This is a genomic window from Acinetobacter sp. BSP-28, from assembly GCF_044130285.1.
GTDB lineage: Bacteria > Pseudomonadota > Gammaproteobacteria > Pseudomonadales > Moraxellaceae > Acinetobacter.
The window spans coordinates 58392-79045 of sequence record NZ_JBIQOB010000006.1 but is presented as its reverse complement, the minus strand read 5'-3'; the positions used below and the strand labels follow the sequence as shown (position 1 = coordinate 79045).

Annotated in this window: 19 protein-coding genes and 1 riboswitch; of the genes, 11 read left to right on the top strand and 8 right to left on the bottom strand. The window is 42.7% G+C overall.

The features are described from left to right. Nucleotides 1-13 precede the first annotated feature (13 nt). Nucleotides 14-604, top strand: coding sequence for a dephospho-CoA kinase (coaE, locus tag ACE01R_RS06050; protein WP_395549681.1), 591 nt, complete (start codon nucleotides 14-16; stop codon nucleotides 602-604). Between the two features lie 18 nt (nucleotides 605-622). Here coaE and ACE01R_RS06045 read toward each other — a convergent pair whose 3' ends face one another. From ACE01R_RS06045 to ACE01R_RS06035, 3 genes are all read right to left on the bottom strand, one after another. Further along, complete coding sequence (locus ACE01R_RS06045; protein ID WP_395549679.1) at nucleotides 623-1540, bottom strand: DMT family transporter; 918 nt, start codon at nucleotides 1538-1540, stop codon at nucleotides 623-625. 31 nt (nucleotides 1541-1571) lie between these two features. Next, nucleotides 1572-2321: a 23S rRNA (guanosine(2251)-2'-O)-methyltransferase RlmB gene (gene rlmB, locus ACE01R_RS06040; RefSeq protein ID WP_395549666.1), complete on the bottom strand. Its 750-nt coding sequence runs from the start codon at nucleotides 2319-2321 to the stop codon at nucleotides 1572-1574. A gap of 141 nt (nucleotides 2322-2462) precedes the next feature. Then, the gene (locus ACE01R_RS06035) at nucleotides 2463-2786 is read right to left on the bottom strand and encodes a pyrimidine/purine nucleoside phosphorylase (protein ID WP_395549658.1); all 324 of its coding nucleotides are present in this window, start codon (nucleotides 2784-2786) and stop codon (nucleotides 2463-2465) included. Between the two features lie 522 nt (nucleotides 2787-3308). On the opposite strand from ACE01R_RS06035, the gene recN reads away from it, so the two are divergent. The 4 genes from recN to ACE01R_RS06015 all read left to right on the top strand — a co-directional run bounded on the left by recN (nucleotide 3309) and on the right by ACE01R_RS06015 (nucleotide 7006). Then, nucleotides 3309-4970: a DNA repair protein RecN gene (gene recN / locus ACE01R_RS06030; protein WP_395549656.1), complete on the top strand. Its 1662-nt coding sequence runs from the start codon at nucleotides 3309-3311 to the stop codon at nucleotides 4968-4970. A gap of 114 nt (nucleotides 4971-5084) precedes the next feature. Next, nucleotides 5085-5639, top strand: coding sequence for a YqgE/AlgH family protein (locus ACE01R_RS06025; RefSeq protein WP_086195199.1), 555 nt, complete (start codon nucleotides 5085-5087; stop codon nucleotides 5637-5639). Next, on the top strand, nucleotides 5632-6075 hold the full coding sequence (ruvX, locus tag ACE01R_RS06020; RefSeq protein WP_395549655.1) for a Holliday junction resolvase RuvX: 444 nt from the start codon (nucleotides 5632-5634) through the stop codon (nucleotides 6073-6075). Before ACE01R_RS06025 ends, ruvX begins: the two co-directional genes overlap by 8 nt. Nucleotides 6076-6232: 157 nt before the next feature. After that, entirely contained in the window at nucleotides 6233-7006 is a 774-nt protein-coding gene (locus ACE01R_RS06015) for an IclR family transcriptional regulator (RefSeq protein ID WP_395549654.1), read from the top strand. A gap of 184 nt (nucleotides 7007-7190) precedes the next feature. Here ACE01R_RS06015 and ACE01R_RS06010 read toward each other — a convergent pair whose 3' ends face one another. Continuing rightward, on the bottom strand, nucleotides 7191-7823 hold the full coding sequence (locus ACE01R_RS06010; RefSeq protein WP_395549653.1) for an alpha-ketoglutarate-dependent dioxygenase AlkB family protein: 633 nt from the start codon (nucleotides 7821-7823) through the stop codon (nucleotides 7191-7193). A 133-nt stretch (nucleotides 7824-7956) separates the two neighbouring features. On the opposite strand from ACE01R_RS06010, the gene ACE01R_RS06005 reads away from it, so the two are divergent. Next, nucleotides 7957-9759, top strand: a complete 1803-nt coding sequence (locus ACE01R_RS06005; RefSeq protein WP_395549652.1) for an ABC transporter ATP-binding protein — start codon at nucleotides 7957-7959, stop codon at nucleotides 9757-9759. A gap of 231 nt (nucleotides 9760-9990) precedes the next feature. On the opposite strand, the gene ACE01R_RS06000 is transcribed toward ACE01R_RS06005, so the two are convergent. The 4 genes from ACE01R_RS06000 to ACE01R_RS05985 all read right to left on the bottom strand — a co-directional run bounded on the left by ACE01R_RS06000 (nucleotide 9991) and on the right by ACE01R_RS05985 (nucleotide 14829). Further along, on the bottom strand, nucleotides 9991-10947 hold the full coding sequence (locus ACE01R_RS06000) for a hypothetical protein (protein WP_395549651.1): 957 nt from the start codon (nucleotides 10945-10947) through the stop codon (nucleotides 9991-9993). After that, on the bottom strand, nucleotides 10944-12284 hold the full coding sequence (locus ACE01R_RS05995; protein ID WP_395549650.1) for a glycosyltransferase: 1341 nt from the start codon (nucleotides 12282-12284) through the stop codon (nucleotides 10944-10946). The genes ACE01R_RS06000 and ACE01R_RS05995 overlap by 4 nt, the downstream gene beginning before the upstream one ends. Nucleotides 12285-12665: 381 nt before the next feature. Beyond that, nucleotides 12666-13382, bottom strand: a complete 717-nt coding sequence (gene phoU / locus ACE01R_RS05990) for a phosphate signaling complex protein PhoU (RefSeq protein ID WP_092819188.1) — start codon at nucleotides 13380-13382, stop codon at nucleotides 12666-12668. A 94-nt stretch (nucleotides 13383-13476) separates the two neighbouring features. Next, nucleotides 13477-14829, bottom strand: coding sequence for a TolC family outer membrane protein (locus tag ACE01R_RS05985; protein ID WP_395549639.1), 1353 nt, complete (start codon nucleotides 14827-14829; stop codon nucleotides 13477-13479). Between the two features lie 270 nt (nucleotides 14830-15099). Between ACE01R_RS05985 and ACE01R_RS05980 the strand changes: the two genes are divergently transcribed. The 5 genes from ACE01R_RS05980 to dksA all read left to right on the top strand — a co-directional run bounded on the left by ACE01R_RS05980 (nucleotide 15100) and on the right by dksA (nucleotide 20648). Beyond that, nucleotides 15100-16167 carry a hypothetical protein gene (locus ACE01R_RS05980; RefSeq protein ID WP_395549637.1) on the top strand — a complete coding sequence of 356 codons (1068 nt, stop codon included), beginning with the start codon at nucleotides 15100-15102 and terminating at the stop codon, nucleotides 16165-16167. Between the two features lie 89 nt (nucleotides 16168-16256). Beyond that, a riboswitch (TPP riboswitch) is annotated at nucleotides 16257-16387 on the top strand. 110 nt (nucleotides 16388-16497) lie between these two features. Further along, nucleotides 16498-18393 carry a phosphomethylpyrimidine synthase ThiC gene (thiC, locus tag ACE01R_RS05975; RefSeq protein WP_395549636.1) on the top strand — a complete coding sequence of 632 codons (1896 nt, stop codon included), beginning with the start codon at nucleotides 16498-16500 and terminating at the stop codon, nucleotides 18391-18393. 77 nt (nucleotides 18394-18470) lie between these two features. Further along, on the top strand, nucleotides 18471-19091 hold the full coding sequence (locus tag ACE01R_RS05970; protein WP_395549635.1) for an NUDIX domain-containing protein: 621 nt from the start codon (nucleotides 18471-18473) through the stop codon (nucleotides 19089-19091). Between the two features lie 10 nt (nucleotides 19092-19101). Then, nucleotides 19102-19911, top strand: a complete 810-nt coding sequence (locus ACE01R_RS05965) for a metallophosphoesterase (RefSeq protein ID WP_395549633.1) — start codon at nucleotides 19102-19104, stop codon at nucleotides 19909-19911. 209 nt (nucleotides 19912-20120) lie between these two features. Next, entirely contained in the window at nucleotides 20121-20648 is a 528-nt protein-coding gene (dksA, locus tag ACE01R_RS05960; RefSeq protein ID WP_174560249.1) for an RNA polymerase-binding protein DksA, read from the top strand. Nucleotides 20649-20654 lie beyond the last annotated feature (6 nt).

Genomic DNA, 20654 nt, shown 5'->3' with positions numbered 1-20654 from the left:
TTTAGGGACATCTATGACATTTATCTTGGGTTTAACTGGTGGGATTGGCAGTGGAAAATCGGCGGCCAGTCGATGGTTTGAAACCCAGGGTATTACTGTGGTTGATGCCGATATTGTCGCGCGCGAGATTGTGGCAAAAGGCCGGCCTGCTTTACAACAGATTCATGCTGCTTTCGGTGATTGGGTTTTATCAGACAATGGTGAGCTGAACCGTCGGGCTTTACGTGAACATATCTTTAAAGATCCGGATGCGCGTGAGATATTAGAAAGCATTACCCATCCTGCGATTCGAGAGTCTATTATTCAACAGCTGCAAGCAGCAACCAGCCCCTATGTGATTCTGGTTTCTCCGCTGCTGTTTGAAACCAACCAGCATGAACTGACCGATCATACCCTGCTGATTGATGCATCGATCGATTTACAGATTCAACGGGCTGCTATGCGTGATCATCAGTCCATTGAACAGATTGAAAAAATTATTCAGGCGCAGATGCCACGTGAGCAAAAGCGTCGTTTGGCTGATGACATTGTGCTGAATGACGGTCATCTTGACCATTTATACAGCCATTTAAGACCGCTACATGAAGCTTATTTAAAACGCTAAAATTAAAAAAGCAGTCTGTTAAGATTGCTTTTTTTGTTGCTCAAGTTGCTGCTGCAAGCTGTCTTTATGACTGATCCAGCGCCATGGCTGTAATGCACCGATCGCCATTCCGATCAAGCCACAAATAATGGCCAGACTTAAAGGCTCCCCCAATAGCGGTACGGCTAGAATTGCCGCCATAAACGGGGCCAAAGTCACGATACTTCCCGTTTTGAATGCACCCAGACGCTTAATCGCTTCTACATAAGTCAGTGTGGCTACAATAACCACAAAGATACCGTGAAAAATCACCTGTAGCATTAAATGCACAGGTTCAGGTGCCGTTAAATTTTTCGGTAAAAACAGCAGATAAATCGGTACATAGATAATCGCCGACCAGATGGCAACACCTGCCATAGAATGCCAGGCAGAGAGTTTCCATTGGCGTAACAACACCGTAAAAATACCCCACCAGATCGCACTCAGGAAAAATAGCATGTCACCAAAACCAAAGGCGACACCGGTTTCCTGATACATCAAGAAGCTCATGGCAGCGATTGCGGCCAGCATAATCACCAGACTGATCCGGATATGCTTATCAAAAGGCTCTTTAAATAAGATAAATCCGGCCAAGGCCGTACACAGCGGAATACAACCATTCAGAAAAATGGCCGCATGCGCTGCGGGGACATAATGAAAGGCGCTATAAGAAGTCAGGCAGTAAGCCACCCCGCCGATCATCGCCAAAATAAAGGGCTTTTTTTTCCATAAAAAAGTAGTGTCTTTTTTATGGATTAAAATGGGCATTAAAATACAAAACGCCAGTGCAAAACGTAAGGCGGTAATATCCCAGGCACTAATTCCCCACTGGGCATTCAGGCGAGAAGTAATAGTAAATCCCCCCCAAATACACATGGTAATGGCGATATAAAGATAACCTTGAGACCGGGGAGACATAGCAAACAACTTTTAAATTTGAGAGAAAAAATTACACGTTACGTTGACGGCAAGCTTCATAAAGGGCCATCCCAGTCGCCACGCTCACATTTAAGCTCTGCAAGTTTCCTGCCATCGGGATATATACGGTCTGATCACATTGCGACTGGGTAATTGGACGTAAGCCGGTATCTTCAGCACCCATCACTACACAGACTGCCGTTCCGGTAAAATCAAACTGATCAATCGGTAAGGCTTTTTCATCCAGCATGGTTCCGACTACACGTACATTAAATTCATCTTTGATATTACCCAAAGTACGTGCCAGATTGGTCACCTGAATAAACTTCACCTTTTCTGCACCGCCCGCAGCAACCTTACGTGCGGTCGGCGTCAAGCTAGCAGAACGGTCGCGTGAGACCACTACTGCTTCAACACCCATGGCAGCCGCTGTACGAATACAGGCACCCAAATTGTGAGGATCGGTGACCTGATCCAGTGCCAGTAACAGCGCTTGAGGATTTTGCTTCAGCACTGCATCTAAATCCTGTTCATTCAATACCGGATGTGGACGCACTGCAGCGACTACGCCCTGATGAAAAGGCTGCCCTGCCAGTTTTTCCAGTTTGTCTCGGCTGGCTTGCTGTACACTGATACCAAAGGGTTCAGCCAGAGCCAATACATTTTTTAAACGCTGGTCATCACGGCCTTTCAAGGTAAATAAAGTCAGTACGCGCTCAGGCTCGAGTTCCAATAATGACTCCACCGAGTGAACGCCATAATAATATTCTGGTTTTGCCATGAACGGCCTCTAAAATCTATGGTGACTATGGGTAATTATACAAAAAGAAAAATCCTGCAAAGCAGGCTTTACAGGATTGATGCTTGAATCTAGTTTAACCGATTCAAGTTAAAATTTCTTTGTCTTATCTAGGACTCATACTTAGCCTTCGAAATGACAGACATAATCGAGTACGTCATCGGTCTCGATTTTAAAGCGGCTATTGCCTGGCACATAAAAAGATTGACCGGCACGGAACAGCTCACTTTCAGTTTTGTCGCCAATTTGTACACGACATTCACCTGAAATAATTTCCATACGTTCAGGAACATGGGTTTGAAAGGTCAATGCCTGTTCTGTTGGCAGAATTACCCCTAAGGTTTTTTTGGTGCCATCTTCAAACTGTACGGTATGACTGATACACAACCCATCAAAATAAACATTCGACTTTTTAACAACCGAAACGTGATCAAACTGATTTGACATGCGTATTCTCCAGATAATGCGCATTTATAATTTTTGCTCGAGCTAGTTTAAAGCTGAGCCTTAAACTAATCAATCGCTGTTTCATCCAGCCAAATCAATATTTTTCAAATTTTTACAAATATTTTTTATATGCTTAAGTGAAAAAATGACGAGTTGCACACGAGCATCTTCATGAATAAATTATAAGCTCAAATTGTTGCTGATGTTTCCCCGACCAAAGGCGAATAGCATTCTCCACTAATAATAAAGTTTTCAAATCATCTGCATCACACTGTCTCTAATCTGGTTTAGGTTTTATGAAGCTGGATAAACCTGAACTCAAATTTTGCATTTTTTATAAAAATAACAGGCAATTTATCGAGGGAAAATTTTATCGGCTATTTTCAGGTGCAAGTTTCATTTTCTTCCCCCAGATAAGGTAAGATATTGATGTTTTAAATCCTTTTAAAATAAAAGCTGTCTTGTGACCAAAACAAAATTTCACTATCTTAGATTAAAACTTTTCGCAGCTTGGATGCGTTTATGCTGACACATTTAACTCTGATCAATTTTGCTTTAGCCGATCATTTAGCCATTGATATTGAAAAAGGTTTCAATGTCCTGACAGGCGAAACTGGGGCGGGTAAATCATTATTACTGGATGCCCTGTCTGCCTGTCTAGGCGAACGTACCGACACCAATTACGTACGTTTTGGTTCAGATAAAGCCGATGTGACGGCCATTTTTAGCTATCAGGAACACAGTCCTGAAGCCGAATGGCTAAAAGCACACGAGTTGGATGATGAATCGGGCGAAATTCATTTAAGACGGGTTATTTTTGCTACAGGTCGTAGCAAAGCCTGGATTAATGGCCGCCCAAGCAGTTTGTCCGAGCTGAAAGAAATTGGCCGTTTACTGGTACAACTGTATAGTCAGCACAGTCAGCAGCAACTGTTAGAACCACCCTATCCCAAGCACTGGCTCGACCGTTACAGCAACTTTTATCAACCTGCGCAAGATGTCCGCAATGCCTATAGCACCTGGCAAAAAGATATTCGACAGCATCAGGCAGCTTTGGATGCACAAGCCACCCGCAAGCAGCGTATTGAAACTTTAGAGTTGCAACTGGAAGAACTCGAAGAGATTACCCAGATTGACTATAAAGAGATTGAACAGGAATTTGATCGTTTAAGCCATCACGAACATATCATGCTGGACTGCGGTTATAGCTTGAATGTGCTGGATGAAGCCGAGCAAAATCTGACTCAAGAACTGTCTTCAATTATTCGCCGTCTGGAATCACATGCCGGTCGTAGTGAACAGCTGGCTGAAATCTATAATTCACTGATCAATGCACAAAGTGAAATGGATGATGCAACAGCAAATTTGCGTCAGTTTATCGATCGCCAAAGCTTCGATCCTGAACGGATGGAAGAATTGAACTCACAACTGGAAATCTTCCACCGTTTAGCGCGTAAATACCGCACCCAGCCGGAAAGCCTGAAAGAAGAATACCAGGCCTGGCAGACTGAACTTGAGCAATTGCATCAGCTGGAAGACCCGGAAACCCTGGCTGAACAAGTTGAGTTATCGCATCAGGACTTTTTAGCCAAAGCACAATATCTGGATGAAATTCGTCGTGCAGCGGCAGAGCCTTTGGCAAAACAACTGACTGAACAGGTCAAGCAACTGGCTTTGCCGGAGGCCTATTTTGAATTCAAGTTTGAACCTTTGGAACAGGTTGGTGCTGAAGGTCTCAGCTTTATTCAACTGCTGTTTACTGCAAACAAGGGTATACCGCCGCAGCCTTTGGCACGCGTAGCATCTGGGGGTGAACTGTCGCGTATTGCTTTGGTCATGCAAGTCATGAATGCGGAAAAAACCGAATCGGAAGTACTGGTCTTCGATGAAATCGACGTCGGGATTAGTGGTGGTACAGCTGAAATGGTCGGCCGTTTGCTGGCTGATTTGGCCCAACATGTACAGATTTTATGTATTACCCATCAGGCCCAAGTGGCGGCCCAATCGGATCAGCATCTGCTAGTGAAAAAGCGTCAGACCGATCCGGCTAGCAGTACCATTATCAATCTTGCAGAAGAACAGCGCATTGATGAACTGGCGCGTATGACTGGCGGTGTCGAAATTAATGATACGACCCTGCAACATGCCAAGCAGTTACGTCAACTTAAGTTTCAACAGGTATAAGTTTGAGGTTTAAATCACAAAAAATGATTGGCGAAACCCAATTAGTTTAGTAACTTGGTCATAAGCGCTTAGTTAATTTAATCAGTTTTTTGATTTTAAGGGGGAATGGCTTAGATGACTAAACAATATCTGACACATCGCTGTCTCATTGCACCTCCTGATTTAGCCGATGATTTTTTTGCCAATACGGTAATTTATTTGGCACGCCATGATGAAGATGGTGCACAAGGCATTATCATTAACCGCCCATCCGGTCTTTCAATCAAGGAATTGTTGAATGACCTGGAAATTGAAGCGGACAATGTCAATCCTCATGCAGTCTTGCAAGGTGGACCTTTGCGTCCTGAAGCCGGATTTGTGCTGCATACCGGTCAACCGACCTGGCATTCATCCATTGCTGTGGGTGAAAATGTCTGTATTACCACGTCCAAAGATATCCTCGATGCCATCGCCCACAATGAAGGCGTTGGACGCTATCAAATTGCTTTGGGTTATGCCAGCTGGGGCAAAAACCAGCTGGAACAGGAAATTGCACGTGGTGACTGGCTAATCTGTGATTCCGATATGGATTTGATTTTTAACTTGCCTTATGACGACCGCTGGGATGCTGCCTATAAAAAAATGGGCCTGGACCGCACCTGGCTGTCATCAGAGATTGGACATGCCTGATTTATCACAACCGCACATGATTATGGCATTTGATTTTGGTACCCAAAAAATGGGCATGGCGGTGGGTCAATTGCTGATTGAAAGTGCCAATCCCCTCGCCCTGTTTCCCATGAAAGACGGCATTCCGAACTGGGATGCTTTGCTGAAAATTGTCAAACAGTATCAACCGACCTTATTTTTGGTAGGCTTACCCTTAAATATGGATGATAGCGAATCGGAACTTTCTGCACGCTCACGCAAATTTGCCCGACGCTTGCGTCATCAGACCAATATTGAAACCGTGATGGTCGATGAGCGCCTGACCACCCGTGAAGCACGTGATGAACTTGACCGATATCAGTCTCAAGGTCGTGGCAAAAAACTGGCGGCTGACAGTATTGCCGCGGCCCTATTCATCGAGAGCTGGTATCGAAACCCACAAGGTGTAGCACCTTAAAGATAAAGTGTAGCACCTTAAAGATAAAAAAGCATTTTGCAGAGTACAGCGCCCCATACTGGATTGCTGCAACAAAAGCTCTGCTCTGCCTCATTTTTTGTTATAAAGTAATACTGATTTATTTTTCTTTTTATATGCTTCGACCAAGCAGGTACTTATGGCACTTTCTAGTTTTGGTAAGATTCTCACCGTTTTGGATCTCTTTTCGGTATCTCGCCCGATCATTAATGTGGATATCATTAGTGAAGAATTAGGCCTTTCCAAACCCACCAGCTACCGTTATTTAAAAGAATTGGTTTCGACAGAATTATTACAGCGCCTTAGCGGAACTTCGGGTGACTATACTCTCGGCTCAAAAATTGCCGTACTGGATTATATTTCCCGTACCACCGACCCTTTGGTGCAAATCAGCATCCCGTTTATGCAGCAAATTGTGGAACGAACCGAATTTTGCTGTCTGCTCACCCACTTAAACCATGATTCATGCATCGATATTCATCACGAATTATTTAAAGATGTGACCTTGCTGTCTTATGGTCGGGGTTGTCCGCGTCCCATATTTGTCGGTTCATCGCCTAAAGTGATGATGTCCTATTTACCCAAACAGAGCATTTTGGACTACTACCAGCGTTTCTCAGCCGAACTTGCAGAAGTGGACTTTGCCGAGAGCGAAGCCGAATTTTTGCTGAAAATGAAGCAGATCAAGAAACAGGGTTACTATTTTTCCAATGGTGAACTTGATCCAAATATTTCAGGCTTATCAGTTCCCATCAAGTTTTCTGCCAAAGAACCACCATTAGCCCTCACCTTACTGGCTTCAAAAAACCGCTTTGAATTTGTCAATCTGCAAAAACTGATCGAGATTCTGCAAGAAAATGCGGCATTGATCGAGAAAAAATTTGCTGAACTGTCTGAAGAAGACGATGTTTAAAATTTGGTAACAATCAAAGTAGTATCATTTTATGACTGTAATACACATCATATTCTCATAATATGATTATTTTTCTTCAGCATCCATTATTCCATGATAATCCGCTGCTTGGCTAAAAGCCTAACCTCGGACTTAAATCAGCTCATCACAGTATGAGCTTTTTTTATGTCTTCAAGGTGGATATTTACAGCTTTTCATAGGGATAAAAATAGCGAAAAGTAAGATTCACCCGCGGCTGGATGATCTTGGTAGATTTCATTAAGGCATGCTTCCAGTGCGGCTGCGTGTTGCCGCGCATCACAATCAATTGTCCGCTATGTAAAATCAAATCCACTTTGTGCTGTGTGGTTTTATGCTTAAAACTGAATTTCCGGGTTGCACCAAAACTTAAAGAGGCGATCACGGTTTCTAAACCTGCTTTAGACACCAAAGCCGGTTCATCATCACTATGCCATCCCACAGCTTGCGTGCCATTTTCATACAAATTGGCCAGGCAGGAGTTAAAGGAATGCCCCACCAGTTTTTCAATATGCTGCTTTAAACGGAATAATCCGGGCGTCCACAACTGTGCCTGTTTAAAGGTGCCCGAATAATGATATTGATAGTTTTCATCACCATACCAGGCGACTTTGCGCTCGGTTTGATAATACTGACCATGCAAAATCACTTCGTCATGTTGCCAGGCCAAACGGGTTAAAAAATAACGTAAATATTGCTCACTTTGTTCCGGCGTAAGAATCAGACCAAAATCTTGAACCACACCATCACAAGGCAATAGATTGGCTTGAGCTTCCGGCTCAAATAATTCTAAGTTCATGGTCAAACATACAGCCCAGATTGAGCTTTATTTTAGCGGAAGGTGGCGCTTCACAATTGAAAACATTGTATGCGCTTGTGACAGCGGCTCAACCCGCTTAGACTGAAATCCAGCTTAACAATAAAAACTGCATATGAATTTATGGCACTTATTCCAAAAACTTCGTCCCTTTGTGCATCCCTATCGGCTATTGGTAGTTGCCACGCTGCTTCTCACTTTAATTGCTTCGTTTACCGCTCAGGTCAATGCACTGACCTTACAATATGCTGTAGATAGCATTAACCGCCTGATTGAATCGGGTCAAGGGCTTGCTGAAGGCTGGCATATTCTGATGACCATTTCGGTCATTTTATTGGGTAAAGAAGTCATCAATGCCTTCGTACAGTTTGGACAAAAATTTTATGGCGAAAAGCTGCGTATTTTCGTTTCACAGGATTTAGCCCAAGGCATCATTGAAAAATTCCTGACTTATCGGCTGGCATTTTTTAATGAAGATAACAACCAGGCCGGCAAATTACAGACCCGGATTGACCGTGGGATTGGCTCCCTCACCCGACTGGTACAGATTTTCTTTATTGATATTTTACCGTTATTTACCAGTGCCATTGTGGCTTTAGGACTGATGTTCTATGCCAATTTTTATGTTGGTTTGGTCGCTTTGTGTATCGTACCGATTTACTTCTGGCTCACTTATAAACAGGCACAGAAACTTTGGGGATGGCGACGTAATTTACGGGATGGACGAGAGAAAAAGAGTCAGGGCATTTTAGGCATTATTAACTCAATTACCGTAATTAAGTCCTTTAACCGCGAATCGATTGAATCCGAAAAACAGCTGAAACTGCAAAAAGAACTGACCGATAACCAGATGCAGACCCGCCAAACCAGTTTTCTGTTTGACGGTTTAAAGACCTTTATTGAACAGATCGGGATTGTGCTGATCATTATTTTGACTGCTTATTTCGTATTAGACGGTCAGATGAGTATCGGCATGATTATGTACCATGTGCTGTTATTTAATAATGTTTCCGCCCCCATCCGTTCGCTGCATCGTATTTATGATGAAGTGAATGATGCAATGATTTACTCGGAAAGCTTCTTTCGGATTCTGGAAGCCGATCATGAAATTGAACCCAGCGGTACGCAAAAACCACTCATCCACGGCAAGTTCGAGCTGCAAAATGTCGAGTTTTATTATCCCAATGGTCATCATGCTTTAAAGCAGATCAATATGGTGATTCAACCCAATAAAATCACTGCCTTGGTCGGTTTATCTGGTGCAGGAAAATCGACGCTGATCAATTTGCTGGATAAGTTTTACCAGCCGGCATCCGGACAAATTCTGCTGGATGGCATCAATCTGGAACAGATCAATACCCAGTATCTGCGTGATCATATTGGTCTGGTGCTACAGAAAAATCATATTTTCCAGGGCACGATTTTTGACAATATCCGATACGGTAAAACCGATGCCAGTATTGAAGAGGTTATTGCTGCGGCAAAAAAAGCCTCTATTCATGAGCAAATTTTACAGCTTCCCCAAGGCTATGATGCCGATGCACTGATGCTGTCCGGCGGTCAGCAACAACGGATTGCCATTGCACGGATGTTCTTGAAAAATCCACCGATTATTTTTCTCGATGAACCGACCGCCAGCCTGGATGCGATTGCCTCGGAACAGATTAAACATAGTCTGGATCAGATCAAACAGGGTCGAACCGTGATCATTATTTCACACAGTTTGTCGCAAATTATTGATGCCGATTACACTTATGTGATGAAAGAAGGCCATATTGCTGAACACGGTGAACATGATGCACTCTATCATCAGGACGGCACGTATAAAGAAATTTTTGATGCGATGGCCAAGAGCCTGAATATTGAAAAAATTGCCAAAACCTTTGAAGAGGAGGCTGAGGAAGAAACACATAGTTAGGATTGATAGGAGGACTAGCTATCCTAACTAAAAAAATACTGAAATCCAAACAGATCAACAGCTTGTCTTTGATGATGGCTTACTAGCAAAGGAATTAAAGCTTGCTGGTAGTACTTTATTGAGAAGACCATTTTTTTCAAGTCAGTAGTTTTGAAAGGAAATTGCGATGACTGGATCTGTACCCAAATACATCGCACACCTTTCATCCTACAAACTTTTATTTAAACTAGCCTAGAAGCGTACAATCCATTCGCCTCTCACATAACGATAGTCATAATCGGGTCCATAGAAGGAAGCACTGCGGTTATAGCCGGCATTCATACGTAGAAACTGTGAGCCGCGAACAGGACTTTGCAGGTTCAGTTCAAATAACCGGGTGGACTGGCTCGAATCCTGATTGATTTTTTCCCGTCCGAAACCCGCCGTTAAACCTGCCGACCATCCGGCAAAACGCTGACGCCAACCTAGGGCCAGCATCGATTCTTCATAATCCTTAGGGTTGAAATACTGCCTACCTACATCCTCTTTACTACTCCGGTAGGTCCGATATCGAGCCTGAAGCGTCAGTCCCAAGTCAAGGGAAGGCTGATAGATCAGTCGAAGACGACCATGATCTCGGCGGTTGTCATCTGAGAAAAATTGTGCCCCTGCAACACCCACAACAGTGACGTGTTCACCTAAACTTTGATCCAGTGCAGCGCCAATGAAAGTAAAATTCGTTCCGGCATCGAGTGCAGGCCTAGTTTCCACCCAGTCTCGATTAGCAAAAACTTCTAATGCGGTCTTTTCTGCCAGTGGTGTACGATAACTGCCATCAAAGGTGAATAAAGCATGATCACCCTGCTCAAATACGCCCGCTTCCAGGACCCAGCCATTGGCGGTTGCTGAATCAATGTTGCGCCCAATAAAGGAGACCTTCTGTCCATCCCGACTCCAATCATCCACTTGATACTGATAAGCACTACCACGAACACCTAAATAATGATCGGCTTTTTCATAATGAGGTAAAAATTCAGCTGATAATTTACGGGTTTGGAAGCCTTCGCTATCATCACTGAAAAAGAATTCCGTTCCAGCCGCACGTTCACTTGGTGTCTGCTCTTGCTCTAACTCATTGGCCAAGCTGTGTGTAGTGATGCTGATAAGCAAAGGAACAAGCACATAGGTTCCAATTTTTGTGTTTTTCATTTTGTTCCCCATGTTTTTCGTGTTCTCAACAATTCATCTAAATACCCTAAAATACTGGCGGGCTGTAATAAGAAACTATATGTGAGTACATACAATAAAAAACCACTAAAGTTTTTCCGCACCTTGAGTTCCAGATCGTCAAACATTCTGCGTTCAATCGAATAATTTAATAGGCCCAATAAGAATGCCATAGGTAACAATGCCAGGGTCATAATACCGACAAGCCAGTAATGTCCAAAACACGCCAGGATGATTCCGGGTATAAAACCAAAGGTAAAGGCGATATCTAGCCAAGGGAAAACCAGGTTCCAATAAATAAAAAAGGTGGACAATCTCGGCTTGATTAAAATCCCGGGATGTTTAATAAATGCTTCAATCATGCCACGTGCCCAACGCTGACGCTGTTTAACAAACACTTTGAGCGTCGTGGGTGCATTGGTAAACAGACAAGCATCCTCACAATGTCCCACACGATAGCCGGCCTTTAACAAGGCCCAGGTGAGTACAATATCTTCCCCCACACATTCAGGCCATCCGCCGACCTCTATCAAGGCATTGCGATCATAAATAGAAAAAGCACCTTGAGCTACCAAGGTTCCCTGATACAGGGATTGCATACGCTTGGTCGCTGCAATACCCAAAAAATAGTCCCATTCCTGAGTTTTGGTCAGCAAATTCTCACGAGAGTTACGCACCAGAATCTTACCCGCGACCGCACGTGTGTTGGGTGGATCCACCATATAGCGTTCGACAATATTAATTAATGCAACACGATGTAAGTAAGAATCCGCATCGACTGTGATCACCAAATCATGTTGAGCGAGTTTCAGTCCTTCATTTAATGCATGTGCCTTGCCTGCATTTTTCTTTAAATCAAGTAAAGTTAACCAGTGAAATTTTAGTTGGGCTTTTCGGACAATATCTGCAGTTTCATCCTGAGAACCATCATTAATCACAATGACTTGTAGGGGACCTGGATATTTTTGAATACTGATACTCACTAACGTATCTTGTATTGAGGCAGCTTCATTATAGGCGGCAACCAACATGGTAATACCAGGATAAGAAGGCAATCGCTGTCTCTTTGGTCTACGATCCATCATCAAGCTTAAAGCCGCGAATGAATTCATAAACCCGGGAATAATGGCAATGCCATAAATCAAGAAAACAGCCAAAAAATAACCAATATGCATGCTGAGATCATGCATCCAGTCTTGGGCAATCCATATTGAAAATACTGTCCAAAAACAGGCACCCATAAGAGCTACAACAAACTTTAACTGCACAGAAAAGTAAATTCGAGAGATATCTTCTCTTTTGCTTTCATCAATAATCATAAACACCCTCTTAAATATGACATTTCATAAAACTTGTGCAGTATTATTTTGAGTAAAGTATGGGATTACTGAAACAGATCCTGATCTCATTTTCATAGATGAGTTCCCCTAAATGCATGAATATCATTTATTGTTCTGAAAGCTGGATTGGCTTTAAAACAACCTACATTTTGTATAATTATATATCTTTTTGTATATTTTTTGATAAATATGTCACACTTTTTTTAATGAAATTTATATTATTTATTTCAAATTATTGATTTATATATATTCTATTAATAGGACTTTTTAAGTGAGCTGTGCGATAAACTGATCATTTGATAAATAAAATTTTTCGACATAAAAAAAGCCTGCAAATTGCAGGCTTTTTCATTTGATATTTTAACGCTGAACTTTTTGTTCAATCTCTTCGACACTGGTATGGCGTACATCCAGACCTTTGACCATATAGATAACCTGTTCGGAAATATTGCGGGCATGGTCACCGATTCGTTCCAAAGAACGCAGCACCCACATCACATTGATGACCCGTGAAATATGACGCGGATCTTCAATCATATAGGTCATTAAGGTACGGGTCGCAGACTGGTATTCACGGTCAATATCGGCATCAGCAAGTAGAACACGCAAGGCCTGATCAACATCCAGACGGGCAAAGGCATCTAAAGCATCATGAATCATTACCCGAACCTGATTACCAATATGACGGGTTTCCATATAACCACGCGGCGAACTGCCCTCTTCACATAAATTTTGTGCAATCCGGGCAATTTTTGCAGCTTCATCACCAATACGTTCCAGATCGGTATTGGCCTTGGACATGGCAATCACCATACGTAAATCAATTGCAGCAGGATGACGGCGTGCCAGAATCAGGGTTAAGGCTTCGTCAATCTCGGTTTCCATACGATTGACCACATTGTCCTGAAATTGCACCTCAATCGCTAAAGTAGCATCAGTATCTAACAGAGCATGAATACTGTTGGCCACTTGCTGCTCGACCAAGCCCCCCATGGTCATGAACTTGGTATTTACATCTTGCAAATCTTCATTAAATTGCGAAGAAATATGGTGATTTAACACCGGATTATTTGGCAAGGGACGTACTCCACAACAGCGATTTTAAAATGAATAATGGTGTTCAATATTAAAGCATATCTAATATGAAGTTTTTATGACAAAAACTGCAAGATTAGCTGGCTGGCTTGAACGACTTATCAACCAGCCAGGCATTCATTTCTTCCAAGTCTTTTTCGGTCAGTTTGCCGACCGATGCTTTTAAACGCAGCACATTAATCAAATAATCATATTTTGCGTTTAAATAATCCTGTTTGGCAGAAAAAGCATTGCGTTGAGCCAACAGCACATCGACCATGGTTTTTAGGCCTTCCTGATATTGGGCTTTAGAGGCCTGGGAAACCACTTCCGAAGAATCCATTGCGGCTTTTCGTGCCTGCAATTTGGCTTGATCGGTTTCCACCTGCATATAAGATTTTTTGACATCGGTATTGGCCTTGCGAATCACGGCATCCAGCTGAGATTCGCTTTTTTTCACATTCACCGCTGCTTTTTGAATAGACTTTTGCGTTCTGCCCCCAGTATAAACGTTCCAGTTCATCTCTACGCCAATCTGATCAAACTGGCCATCACTGGAAACCACATTTTGCGGGGATTGTTTGGCATAACCATAGGTACCTACCGCCTCAATTTGTGGATATAAGGCGGCTTTTTCTACCCGTTTCTGGTCTTCTGCATAATGCTGCTGTATACGCGCTTGCTGGACAGAAAGATTTTGGCTTAGTGCCAGTGCTGTCCAGGCATCCAGATCGGCAGGATAAGGTTTCTGAAATTGAAAATCATCTCTGAGTACAGCCAAATTCTCTTGATAGGGTCCAATTAACTGGGACAGCTGTTCCTGTGCCAAAGCCAGTTGTACATGAGTGGCAATCCGGTTAGCCCGGGCACTTTCATATTGTGCATTGGCCTCACTGACATCGCTTTTTGCCACCAGGCCTTCTTTCAATTTGGCATTCATGACTTTAAGCTGTTCGAACAGGGCTTTTTCTTCTTGCAGATTGGCCACGGTTAAACTCTGCTGGCGCAATACATTAAAATAACTTTCAGAAACATTTAAAATGTGTTCTTGGCGCTGTAATTGTAAAGTGATTTCACTCAAGCTAACGGAAGTTTTGACCTGCTTTAAACCTTCCCAGGCATCCCAACGAAATATCGGCTGGCGTGCAGTAATGGCAATTTGTCTAGTGGTGGAAGATGAAGCTGCAAATGCATCTGAGGGAAAACCCGGAATAGTGGTGTCACTGGTCTGCTGGCTTTTACGTGCAACATTTGCAGAAATAGTCACCGTTGGCAGTAAATTTCCTTTGGCAATGCCTAAATTGAGTTGATCTGCTTCATACTGTAAAAGATTGGTCTGCCAATTAGGATCGCTGTTTTTTGCCCGTTGATAGGCTTCCACCAAATCCAAAGCATGCCCCCATGGGCTAAACAGCAACGCACATACACTAATGACTATTTTAATATCCATTTTTTATAGTAAATCCTTACTAGCGACCATCCATAGACACGCATATTTATAATAAAAACCATGTAATATTAAAATGATCCTCTCAATTTTCCGTATGATTTTTATTAATTTTTACCATCTGCACCTGCATTATCAATCGAGCTCTACACGACTCGTCAATAATCACAGCACGTAACCAAAAGCCTTCATAATACTACACAGACAAAAACTTTTTCAGTTATAAAATATCCACATACCCTACAAATCATTGCTGCATGTACCTGATATAAAATGACTGTGCCTTTAAAAACAAAATTTTCTGTTAAGCAATGCTTTCCCTTTTTTATTTTTATCTTTCTGCTCGGGTGTCAAAAACCCGAGCCTCAACCTATCCCAGAACAGGTACAAAAACAATCACAACAAGATGAAACGGTAGATTTATCGTTATTATGCAAAAATCTTGAAAAAAACATGCTGACCATTAATGCGGAACGCACCACTTTTGCCCTGGAACAGATCAATCAGGATTTAAAATTATGCTTGCCGCTGTCTACCTTAGCAGAACAACAACATTTATTAAAACTATCCAATGAAATGTATAACAACTTCCTATCTGTAGATAGGACAGCGCCTCAACAAGTTGCTTTCGAAGAGTATGCTTTTGATTTATCTCAGCATCCAACAATTCAACAAAACCATTTTGAACAACTGACTTTACGTGATCAATATTTATTAAAACATAAAGGGCAAGCCTATATAGAACTGTATGATAGCGGTAAAGGCCAGATCAATTATCGTCGTAGCCCGGAATATTTAGCCAGAATTTTTGCACCTTATATGCCACGAGCCGAACAGGTCTTTATTGAAAATTTGGCCGCACAGAATATGCTACCGGTATTTTCAGACCATATCTTAATTATTGAACCGCATGAGATCGCGACCCGAGCCTTATTTTGGGAAGAATATTTAAATCAATACCCGAAAAGCAGCTACCGCAAAGATGCCGAGTATCTTTTGCAGATGTATACCCTGTTTTTATTTAAAGGTATGCATGATTCGCCTGTCTCTGACACTTATCTGGATAAATATGCAATCCAAAGCAGTTCGATGGATGAAATTGAAAAATTAGCCCAGATCAAAAACTCACATTTAGCCGTTCAAGCGAACAAGTTTCTGCAATTTTTACAATTATCTGAACAGCAGCGCTTAAAAGAAATTCCAGTACAGTTAACTCCCAAAGAACAACAGTCGATGTCTGAAAAACAGCTCACACTCAAACAGTTAGATGAATATTTAGGTTTACCAAACTTAAGTCTTTCAAATCCACGTAATTGTTTTAGTGATGCGGTTTGTCTTTAAGCCTTTGCTTTTTATACATGATCGATAAGTGAGACAAAGCGATAGTTTATGTGAATGTTTTTTAGTGGTTCGGCATGTTAATATTGACGCATAGCTTGACGGAGCGCGAGTAACAACTTGCTGAGATCACCTAAATCTATAGCAGATATAGCATTTGAGGGTGAGTACCGTTGAACCTGATCAGGTTAAGACCTGCGTAGGAATCAAGCCATCAAAAAACCTAAGCCCTCAATTTATTCGTGCGGATTTTTACAATAAATTTACCCGAATAAAGTAGCCACGTTTTTGGTCGTGCTTGATTCGTTGATGTCATTCTCAAGGATCCCTGCAATGCACCAATTAACGAATCTCTCTGCAACAGATATTTCTGCTCAACATGAGCAAGATGCCAAAGATCTCACCCGTATTTTACCCGCTTCCAAGAAAGTCTATGTCCAAGGTTCACGTAGCGACATTCAAGTCCCTATGCGTGAAATTTCACTAACTGAAACCCCAACCGGTCTGGGTGGTGAACACAATCCCGCCATTATGGTCTATGACACTTCAGGCGTTTATACCGACCCGAACGTGGCCATTGACCTGAACAAAGGTTTACCCAATGTTCGTGAAACCTGGATTGAAGAACGTCAGGATACTGAACGTTTAGATACCTTGAGCTCTGCTTTTGGACAGGAACGCCTGAAAGATATTCGCACTGCAGAAATCCGCTTCGCCCATATTCAAAAGCCGCGTCGTGCCAAAGCGGGCAAAAATGTAACCCAGATGCATTATGCACGTCAGGGCATCATTACTCCGGAAATGGAATATATCGCCATTCGTGAAAACCAGCGCCAGCAGGAAGGTGTCGATGCACGCCAACATGCCGGTCAAAACTTCGGTGCGAAAAACCTGACAGAAATTACGCCTGAATTTGTGCGTCAGGAAGTGGCTGAAGGCCGTGCCATTATTCCAGCCAACATTAACCACCCTGAAATTGAGCCGATGATTATCGGGCGTAATTTCCTGGTGAAAATCAATGCCAATATTGGTAACTCTGCCCTCGGTTCCAGCATCGATGAAGAAGTGGCGAAAATGACCTGGGCGACTCGCTGGGGTGCAGACACCATCATGGATTTATCGACCGGCAAGAACATTCATGAAACCCGCGAATGGATTATCCGTAACTCCCCTGTTCCAATTGGTACCGTTCCAATCTATCAGGCGCTGGAAAAAGTCGATGGTGTTGCCGAAGACCTGACCTGGGAAATCTTTAAAGACACCCTGATTGAACAGGCCGAACAAGGCGTGGACTATTTCACCATTCATGCCGGTGTGCTTTTAAGATATGTACCGCTGACTGCCAACCGCTTAACCGGTATTGTTTCTCGCGGCGGTTCTATCATGGCGCAGTGGTGTCTGGCCCATCATCAGGAAAATTTCCTCTACACACATTTCGATGAAATCTGTGAAATCATGAAAGCCTATGACGTATCGTTCAGTCTTGGTGATGGCTTGCGTCCCGGCTGTATTCAAGATGCCAATGACGAAGCGCAGTTTAGTGAACTACGTACCTTGGGTGAACTGACCCATCGTGCCTGGGAACATGATGTACAGGTGATGATCGAAGGTCCGGGACACGTGCCAATGCACATGGTCAAGGAAAATATGGATCTGCAACTGGAAGTCTGTCAGGAAGCGCCATTCTATACTCTTGGCCCTTTAACTACGGATATTGCTCCCGGTTATGACCATATTACCTCGGCGATTGGTGCTGCCATGATTGGCTGGTACGGTACTGCCATGCTGTGCTATGTCACGCCAAAAGAGCATTTGGGCTTACCGAACAAGAAAGATGTCAAAGACGGTATCATCACCTATAAAATTGCTGCCCATGCTGCCGACTTGGCCAAAGGACATCCGGGTTCTCAAGTGCGTGACAATGCTTTATCCAAAGCACGTTTTGAATTCCGCTGGGAAGATCAGTTCAATTTGAGTCTGGACCCGGATACGGCACGTAGCATGCATGATGAAACCATGCCGAAGGAAGCACACAAATCTGCGCATTTCTGTTCCATGTGTGGTCCTAAATTCTGTTCCATGAAAATCACCCAAAATGTGCGGGATTATGCAAAAAATCAAAGCAACGGGGAACAAATTCAGGAACAGGATACAGAGATTGAAGCAGGTTTGAATGCCATGAAAACCAGCTATCATGAACATGGTCAGAAATTGTACCACAAGCTGTAATTCTGAAAAAAAAATCTTTTATTTTCATGAAATTCTCAGTTAGGATGAATGTATGCTTTTCATCCTGACTGAGCTATATGAATATTATTAGACAAGCCACATATAACAGCGACCAAGTCAAAGTTCAGTCCCGTGAATATCTTTTTCGTGGCTTCATTCAGGTCGAAAAAGTGAATCTCTGCCATCGTTTATTTAACCAGAGCAAATTCACCCCAGTCATGCAACGTGAACTGATTCACCGCCCTGAAGCTGCGGGTGTACTAATTTATGATGATGCCCAGCAAAAATTTGCCTTGATTGAACAATTCCGTATCGGTGCGATGGATGATCCAGAATCCCCCTGGCAACTCGAAGTAATTGCCGGTGTACTCGATGGCGATGAATCCCCAGAAAGCTGTATACGTCGTGAGAGCCTCGAAGAATCAGGCTGTGAGATTGATCAATTACAGCATTTATTCAGTTTCTATCCTTCAGCAGGCGCCTGTTCTGAACTGTTTCACTTATATAGTGCCGAGGCACATCTTCCACAGCAAGGCGGAATCTTTGGCATGCCAGATGAAGGTGAAAACATTCAACTGCATATTATTGATTATAGTGAAATAACCACGCTACTGAGGAATGGTCGCTTAAAGAATGCGCCGGTCATTATGGCCTTGCAATGGCTGCAACAACATATTAAAACAACAAGGAATGTCTAAGGAGTCGGACATGACTTTATACCAACATAATGAAAACCAGCAAGACTGGACCATTATTCAAATTTCAGACACACATTTGATGAATCAGGAAGATTTAGAATTTGCGCATATGAATCCAGAACACAGCTTTCATTCGGTCATCCAGAAAATTCAGCAGCAATATCCGGATACAGATGCCATTATCCATACTGGTGACTTGGCTCAAGTTCCGGTGCAAGAAACCTATAGCCGTTATCTGTCTTTTATGCAGACGCAGGGAATCCCGTTTTATCAAATACCGGGTAATCATGACGATACGGATATCTTCCCGTTCTACCAGCATAAAAACCAGGCCCAGGCCATTCATTTTGGCCGATGGAGCTTTGTGCTATTAAACAGTGCGGTACATGACAGGATCGATGGCTGGATTGAACAGGAGCAATTGCAACAACTGGAGATACTTTTAGCAAAACTGCAACAGCAATTCGTGATCGTGGCATGTCATCATCATCCCTTTGAAATGCAATCAAAATGGATCGATCAACACAAACTGAAAAACACTGAAAATTTGACCGACATTCTGGCCAAGCACAGCAATGTCAAAGCGGTGATTTTTGGTCATGTGCATCAGGATTCTTGCAATGAATGGCAACACATCCTGTTTTTCTCAACTCCGTCTACCTGTGTTCAGTTCAAACCTTTAAGTGAAGATTTCGCCCTGGATGATCAAGCACCAGGTTTTCGTGTCCTGCATCTGAAAGCCAATGGTGACCTTGAAACCCGAATTCACCGTGTTCAAACAGCACGACAACAAATTAATAGTGAAATTTCAGGTTATTAACTTTTCATTTTGCTTTTTTTCTATTACTTTATGGCTTCTAAAGGAAGCATGATCGATAGAATCCAAGCATCATAGACTATCAAAAAGCACAAAAAGTCTATATGATGACGACCCTCGCAGGAAAATCTCCTGAGGGTTGGATAAAAACACTTGCATATCACCATATTTTTTGCGTATAGATAATACGTATATGATGAGGAATGCCCTATATGGCGAATGACAACCAAAATCAAGTCTTGGACGAACAAACTGATGTTGTAGATGAGAAATCTGCAAAACGCGTGCGTAAAACGAAGCCAAAAGCGTCAGAAAGTGGTTCTACTGCTAGCTTATTTGGTATTGCACCTTATCAGCCTAAAAAAAATGAAGAATACATGTCTGAAGGACAGCTTGAGCATTTCCGCCAGATTTTATTGGCGTGGAAAGCTGAACTGATGTCTGAAGTAGACCGCACTTTAAACACCATGCAAGACGAAAATACAGCTTTGCCTGATGTAAATGACCGTGCGACACAAGAAGAAGAGTTTGCTATTGAACTCCGTACACGTGACCGTGAACGTAAACTGATTCGCAAGATCGAGCAATCAATCGAAGCGATTAAAAATGATGATTACGGTTTCTGTGAAACTTGTGGTATTGAAATTGGTCTGCGTCGTCTTGAAGCACGTCCAACAGCTACCCTTTGTATTGACTGCAAAACCTTGGCAGAAATCAAAGAGAAGCAAAATAACGGTTAATACAGT

Bases quoted from the DNA above. Each gene is read 5' to 3' on its own strand.
- coaE (WP_395549681.1), top strand. From the start codon at position 14: ATGACATTTATCTTGGGTTTAACTGGTGGGATTGGCAGTGGAAAATCG.
- ACE01R_RS06045 (WP_395549679.1), bottom strand. From the start codon at position 1,540: ATGTCTCCCCGGTCTCAAGGTTATCTTTATATCGCCATTACCATGTGT.
- rlmB (WP_395549666.1), bottom strand. From the start codon at position 2,321: ATGGCAAAACCAGAATATTATTATGGCGTTCACTCGGTGGAGTCATTA.
- ACE01R_RS06035 (WP_395549658.1), bottom strand. From the start codon at position 2,786: ATGTCAAATCAGTTTGATCACGTTTCGGTTGTTAAAAAGTCGAATGTT.
- recN (WP_395549656.1), top strand. From the start codon at position 3,309: ATGCTGACACATTTAACTCTGATCAATTTTGCTTTAGCCGATCATTTA.
- ACE01R_RS06025 (WP_086195199.1), top strand. From the start codon at position 5,085: ATGACTAAACAATATCTGACACATCGCTGTCTCATTGCACCTCCTGAT.
- ruvX (WP_395549655.1), top strand. From the start codon at position 5,632: ATGCCTGATTTATCACAACCGCACATGATTATGGCATTTGATTTTGGT.
- ACE01R_RS06015 (WP_395549654.1), top strand. From the start codon at position 6,233: ATGGCACTTTCTAGTTTTGGTAAGATTCTCACCGTTTTGGATCTCTTT.
- ACE01R_RS06010 (WP_395549653.1), bottom strand. From the start codon at position 7,823: ATGAACTTAGAATTATTTGAGCCGGAAGCTCAAGCCAATCTATTGCCT.
- ACE01R_RS06005 (WP_395549652.1), top strand. From the start codon at position 7,957: ATGAATTTATGGCACTTATTCCAAAAACTTCGTCCCTTTGTGCATCCC.
- ACE01R_RS06000 (WP_395549651.1), bottom strand. From the start codon at position 10,947: ATGAAAAACACAAAAATTGGAACCTATGTGCTTGTTCCTTTGCTTATC.
- ACE01R_RS05995 (WP_395549650.1), bottom strand. From the start codon at position 12,284: ATGATTATTGATGAAAGCAAAAGAGAAGATATCTCTCGAATTTACTTT.
- ACE01R_RS05985 (WP_395549639.1), bottom strand. From the start codon at position 14,829: ATGGATATTAAAATAGTCATTAGTGTATGTGCGTTGCTGTTTAGCCCA.
- ACE01R_RS05980 (WP_395549637.1), top strand. From the start codon at position 15,100: ATGACTGTGCCTTTAAAAACAAAATTTTCTGTTAAGCAATGCTTTCCC.
- thiC (WP_395549636.1), top strand. From the start codon at position 16,498: ATGCACCAATTAACGAATCTCTCTGCAACAGATATTTCTGCTCAACAT.
- ACE01R_RS05970 (WP_395549635.1), top strand. From the start codon at position 18,471: ATGAATATTATTAGACAAGCCACATATAACAGCGACCAAGTCAAAGTT.
- ACE01R_RS05965 (WP_395549633.1), top strand. From the start codon at position 19,102: ATGACTTTATACCAACATAATGAAAACCAGCAAGACTGGACCATTATT.
- dksA (WP_174560249.1), top strand. From the start codon at position 20,121: ATGGCGAATGACAACCAAAATCAAGTCTTGGACGAACAAACTGATGTT.